This window comes from Devosia sp., from assembly GCF_041917035.1.
Classification (GTDB): Bacteria; Pseudomonadota; Alphaproteobacteria; order Rhizobiales; family Devosiaceae; genus Devosia_A.
The window spans coordinates 1-4,242 of the sequence record NZ_JAYRYM010000294.1; the positions used below are offsets into that span (position 1 = coordinate 1).

Genomic DNA, 4,242 nt, shown 5'->3' on the forward strand with positions numbered 1-4,242 from the left:
CCGGACGCCGGCGTCAACGGCGCGTCGGGCGAGTTGGGCGGCATTTCGGCTGTCGTCATCCCAGCCGAGACGCATCTTGACGGTGACCGGCAACGGCGTCGCGGCGACGACGGCATCGATCAGACGCAGTGCCTCGTCGGGAACTCGCATCAGCGCCGAACCGGCATATCCATTCGTCACACGCTTGGCCGGACAGCCCATGTTGATGTCAATGATGTCGGCACCGCAGTCGCGAGCGATTTCGGCGCCAAGGCGCATCCAGTCGGCCTCGCACCCGGCCAGTTGAACGACATGCGGCAGGCTGCCGGACCTGCCGAGTTTGCGCACCATGTCGTGGTGGCCGGTGGCCAGAGCATTGCTGGCGATCATTTCGGAGACGACGAGCCCTGCCCCAAAGCGTTCGGCGAGAGCCCGCATCGGCGCATCGGTAATGCCCGCCATCGGGGCAAGGAACGCGCGATTGGGCAGGGCGTGACCCGCAATGCTCAATGCGCAGGCAAACTCAGCCACCCAAATGCCCCAGAATTGCTCATCGCTTGGAATTGCCTGCAGAATAGTCAAAAATCTGCCCGGCGCAACTGCTGAACGCGCCAAACACGTTCGAGCCACTTGCTGTGCCGAGGCACCATCGGTAGACCTGCTGCGCCCTTACCAGCGCGGTGCAGGCCAACAGTGACAAGCAAGAAGACAATCGCTGCAATCGTGGTCGCAGCCGGCCGCGGCGAGCGCGCTTCTGCTAGCGGAGACACCGTGCCAAAGCAATACCGCGTGGTGGCGGGTCGGCCGGTGCTGTCGCGAACCATTTCAGCGTTCCTCGACAATGAGAGCGTGGACTGGGTACTGCCGGTCATCCACCCCGACCACCACGGCCGATTCACCGGTCTTGGCCTTGATCATGCGCGGCTGCTGCCCCCGGTGGAGGGCGGGGCAAGCCGGCAGTCCTCCGTGCTGGCCGGGCTGAAGGCGCTCGGTCGATACCGTCCCGACCTTGTCCTGATCCAGGACGCGGCGCGTCCCCTGACGTCGGCCACGGTCATCCAGGGCGTGATCGCAGCCCTCTCTACCCATGAGGCCGCCCTGCCAGTGGTTCCGGTCACCGACACCATTAAGCGATCGCTGGACGGGTTGACCGTGACGTCGACAGAGGACCGCCACACGCTCTTTGCCGCGCAGACACCTCAAGGCTTTCGCTTCCCGCAAATCCTGTCCGCCCACATGCGGGCGGAGCGGCTTCCGCGGGAGTTCACCGACGATGCCGCCATCGCCGAATGGGCCGGGCTGGCCGTGGCGCTGACCCCGGGCAGCACGCAGAACATCAAGATCACCCACCCGGAGGATTTCGCCCGTGCCGAACGGCTCATCGGCGGAGAAGCTCATATGGAAACCAGGATCGGCAGCGGTTTCGACGTCCACCCGTTCGCACCGGGGACTTCGGTCTGGCTCGGGGGCGTCGAGATACCTCACACGGCGCGGCTCAAGGGGCACTCCGATGCTGACGTCGCCCTGCATGCGCTCTGCGACGCCATCTATGGCGCCCTGGGTGAAGGCGACATCGGACATCACTTCCCACCAACAGATCAGCGCTGGCGCGGTGCCGCCTCGACCATCTTCCTCGAGCACGCTGCGGGGCGAGTGGCTCACCGGCGCGGGAGGATCGTCAACCTCGATCTCACTATCGTCTGCGAGGCTCCCCGCATCGGGCCGCATGTGGAGGCAATGAAGGCGACCATCGGCAGGGTCTGCGGGATCGACCCGGGTCGGATTGCCGTGAAGGCCACGACGAGCGAGCGACTTGGCTTCACCGGTCGCGGCGAGGGGATCGTCGCGATGGCTTCCGCCAGCATCGAGTTGCCCAGGGAGAGTGCGCATGAAGTTGCCGGATGACGTTGCGGCCCTCGCGGCGGAGACGGTGGCCGCGCTGAAGGCGGCCCGCATGACCGTTGTCACGGCGGAGAGCTGCACGGGTGGCCTTGTTGCCGGGGCCATGACGGCTGTCCCAGGCTCGTCCGAGGTCGTGTATGGCGGCTTCGTGACCTACGCCAACGAGGCCAAGATCAGCATGATCGGGGTTCCGTTCGGATTGTTGCGCGAGCACGGGGCCGTCTCGAAGCCGGTAGCTGTCGCCATGGCAGAGGGAGCGCTGGGGACAGCCGGCACTCACCTCGCGATAGCTGTCACGGGAGTGGCCGGACCGGATGGCGGCACCGCCGAGAAACCAGTCGGCCTTGTCCACTTTGCGCTCGCGAGCGAGGACGGGACGAAACACCTGAAGAAGCAGTTCGCCGGCGATCGCGACGCCATACGTCAGCAGAGCGTCGTCCAGGCTCTCAGGATGCTGCTGAAGGCCGCCGCGGCCTGACGCGGCGATCGCCGCCCGCCGCGTCTGGCACTCGCGTCAGGCCTTGGCCGAATTCACAAACTCGAGCACCCGCACGGCCGCATCGAAGTCGAGGCGACGCTTTTCTCGGCGCTCCCGCGCTTCTTCCACCTCGCCCCAGAGGCGGATGTTGAAGTCTTCATCGACATGCGCCGCCACCCAGACAGCCTCGGCGTCGATCAGGCCTTCGCGCAGGGCGATGGCCAGAAGCCCGGACCCGGTGATGCCGGTCAGCGAGTTGAGGGCGACGATTTCCAGTACGTCACAGGTCGCGAGAGACGCCGCAAGCCGATCCAGCGTCGGCCGCGGCTGCGACTGGTGCATGATCCCTATCGTGGGCTGAAAACCAATGCCGAAGTGTCGCGCCAGCTTGACCAGCACAGCGTCCCATTCACGCTCCTGCTCGGCGATCAACTCGCGCGGCGTATCGGCGCGATAGAGCAGCAGGTCGTTACCCGAGAACTTGACGATCTCGTCCCGCAGCGCCGGCAGCCGGTCCTCGCCCGCCTCGATCGCGGAATTCACCAGCCTGGTGACCGGCATCGTACGGGGATCAATGAACTCTCCCTGTGCGGCCCACTCTAGCGCCATGGCTTCCGCCACTATCCGCTGGGGAACGGTGACGGGCTTCCCTCCAGGTGTGCGCGGCGACTTGCCATCCAGCGTGACAGCGAATCCGCCAGGCGCTGAACCGACTCCGACCTGCTGGTAGAACCGGCGTGGCAGTTCGACCTTGTTGAGGTGCTGCGCCCGGCCATAGCCATCGTCGCGGTGCGCGTCGGCCTCTTCGAGAAACTCACGCATGGGACCGCCCAAGGACAAGATCGACCGCCGCGTCCAGCTGATCATAGGCGTGAATCAGCGCCCCAGCCCCTGCCTCGAGAAGCGCCCCCGTGTCGTGATAGCCCCAACTGACACCAACGGATCGGGTTCTGGCGGCTGCGGCAAGCTCCATGTCGAACACGGTGTCACCGACCATGACGGTATCGTCGGCATCGACCCCGGTTTCGGCCATGGCCCGCAGAAGCATACCCGGGTGAGGCTTGGACGGATTGTGATCGGGCGTCTGAACGGTAACGAAGTGCTCAGCGAGGCCGTGGTTTCCGAGAATGCGGACAACGCCGCTCAGGCCCTTGCCGGTGGCAACCCCGAGCAGTGTGTCTGGACGCGAACGCAGCCGATCCAGCGCCGCCCGTGCCCCCGGATAGAGCGGCTCGCGGTCCAGCCCGCTCTCGAGGGCAGTGCGGTAGAGGGACTTGTACTGCCCGCCCAGTCCCTCGATCAGGTCCACGTCGTCCGAGCCGGCAAGCTGTCCGATGGCGATTGGGAGCGCGAGACCGATGATCGCACGCACCTCCGCCGGCCCGGGCGGGACGAGACCGAGCGATCCGAAGGCGCCGGCCATGGTCTCGGCGATCAGGGCCTGGGTATCGATCAGGGTACCGTCCAGATCGAACATGATGAGGTTCATGCGTCCTCCGGGTCCTGATCCTGGGCGTCGTAGCGGTCGGCGTCGAAGCCGAGCACATCAAACGTCGCCTGCATGTGCGGCGGCAGCGGCGCGGAGACATCAAGAACCTGCCCGCTGCGCAGGGGCAATCTGATGCGCCGGGCATGCAGGTGCAGTCCCTTCGATATCTCTTCGGGAGCTTCCCAGTTCTGGATATTGAAGTAGCGCGGGTCGCCCATGATCGGATTGCCGAGCTGGGCCATGTGGACACGCAGTTGGTGGGTGCGGCCGGTGACGGGCTTCAGTGTCACCCAGGCAAAGCGCCGCGCCGCGGTGTCTGTGGTCGAATAGTAGCTCATCGAGTGCTGGGCGCCCGGGGTGCCCTGCGGCACCACCACCATCTGCTCGCCATCGG

The 4,242-nt window shown here is 65.9% G+C and carries 6 protein-coding genes; 2 read left to right on the forward strand and 4 right to left on the reverse strand.

The features are described from left to right. Window positions 1–441, reverse strand: a 441-nt coding sequence (locus ACE3TU_RS19670) for a tRNA dihydrouridine synthase (protein ID WP_374627336.1), incomplete at its 3' end; no start/stop codon positions are given. A gap of 231 nt (window positions 442–672) precedes the next feature. Here ACE3TU_RS19670 and ACE3TU_RS19675 point away from each other — a divergent pair. After that, window positions 673–1,884, forward strand: a complete 1,212-nt coding sequence (locus ACE3TU_RS19675) for a bifunctional 2-C-methyl-D-erythritol 4-phosphate cytidylyltransferase/2-C-methyl-D-erythritol 2,4-cyclodiphosphate synthase (RefSeq protein WP_374627326.1) — start codon at window positions 673–675, stop codon at window positions 1,882–1,884. Continuing rightward, entirely contained in the window at window positions 1,868–2,359 is a 492-nt protein-coding gene (locus ACE3TU_RS19680; RefSeq protein WP_374627328.1) for a CinA family protein, read from the forward strand. The genes ACE3TU_RS19675 and ACE3TU_RS19680 overlap by 17 nt, the downstream gene beginning before the upstream one ends. A 36-nt stretch (window positions 2,360–2,395) precedes the next feature. Here ACE3TU_RS19680 and ACE3TU_RS19685 read toward each other — a convergent pair whose 3' ends face one another. From ACE3TU_RS19685 to ACE3TU_RS19695, 3 genes are all read right to left on the reverse strand, one after another. After that, window positions 2,396–3,181 carry an ATP12 family chaperone protein gene (locus ACE3TU_RS19685; protein WP_374627330.1) on the reverse strand — a complete coding sequence of 262 codons (786 nt, stop codon included), beginning with the start codon at window positions 3,179–3,181 and terminating at the stop codon, window positions 2,396–2,398. Beyond that, window positions 3,174–3,848 carry an HAD-IA family hydrolase gene (locus ACE3TU_RS19690; protein ID WP_374627332.1) on the reverse strand — a complete coding sequence of 225 codons (675 nt, stop codon included), beginning with the start codon at window positions 3,846–3,848 and terminating at the stop codon, window positions 3,174–3,176. The genes ACE3TU_RS19685 and ACE3TU_RS19690 overlap by 8 nt, the downstream gene beginning before the upstream one ends. Further along, window positions 3,845–4,242: pseudouridine synthase (locus tag ACE3TU_RS19695; protein WP_374627334.1), on the reverse strand; the 398-nt coding region annotated here is incomplete at its 5' end. The genes ACE3TU_RS19690 and ACE3TU_RS19695, both read right to left, overlap by 4 nt.

Coding starts and splice junctions, on each gene's coding strand:
- ACE3TU_RS19680 (WP_374627328.1), top strand. CDS start 1,868: ATGAAGTTGCCGGATGACGTTGCGGCCCTCGCGGCGGAGACGGTGGCC.
- ACE3TU_RS19685 (WP_374627330.1), bottom strand. CDS start 3,181: ATGCGTGAGTTTCTCGAAGAGGCCGACGCGCACCGCGACGATGGCTAT.
- ACE3TU_RS19690 (WP_374627332.1), bottom strand. CDS start 3,848: ATGAACCTCATCATGTTCGATCTGGACGGTACCCTGATCGATACCCAG.